This is a genomic window from Vibrio sp. 811, assembly GCF_033339195.1.
Genome location: NZ_JAWOUB010000554.1, coordinates 1 through 624, shown reverse-complemented (window position 1 = coordinate 624; position 624 = coordinate 1). Strand labels below are relative to the sequence as shown.

Genomic DNA, 624 nt, shown 5'->3' with positions numbered 1-624 from the left:
CATTGGGATATGAGCAAAGATATCTGGTTACGCGCAGAGTACATCTACAATGTCGCAGATATGGGCTTTGAAGACTTTTACGACAGCTATGAAGGTCTACAAATCAGCTTAGGAAAACGCTTCTAGCGCGACGTTGAACCCAGAATTTGAAGTTAAATGTAAAGAAGCCGAGGCAAATGCCTCGGCTTCTTTTATCAATCGAGAAAGTAGCTTTGCTTATTGAGCGGAAAACTTTTCTGCGGTCTCTTTGTTTACATGACTACTAGGTTGAACAGTATCAAGTGACGCCAAAATACCATCTTGATGACCTTTTAGCGCATTCGTAAACGTTGGAAGTGCAGTGGTGACTAACAACGCCATAATACCCGCAACCAGAACCATTTCTACCATGTAACTACCACGAACTTTTTTCAAGGGAACACCTCAATAATCATAGGTATAGCCACCTTCCTGGCTTTATACCTAGCAAGACTCGACATTCAGTCATAAACGATGAGCGAGTCCTGTGCCCCTCGAAGAGGTGGCGAAATAATAACCACAATTAATGGTTAGATCTATAAATAATCACTAGAAATATAAAAAAACGCCGAACAAAAATGGTTCGGGGTGTTTAATGAAAGCGTT

At 41.2% G+C, this 624-nt stretch carries 1 protein-coding gene and 1 pseudogene; one reads left to right on the top strand and one right to left on the bottom strand.

The window, feature by feature from the left end:
* A pseudogene (locus R7Q46_RS28060) lies at window positions 1–126 on the top strand (porin family protein); the annotation flags it as partial.
* A 90-nt stretch (window positions 127–216) separates the two neighbouring features.
* Here R7Q46_RS28060 and R7Q46_RS28055 read toward each other — a convergent pair.
* On the bottom strand, window positions 217–414 hold the full coding sequence (locus R7Q46_RS28055) for a type II secretion system protein (RefSeq protein ID WP_005461161.1): 198 nt from the start codon (window positions 412–414) through the stop codon (window positions 217–219).
* Between the last annotated feature and the right edge of the window lie 210 nt (window positions 415–624).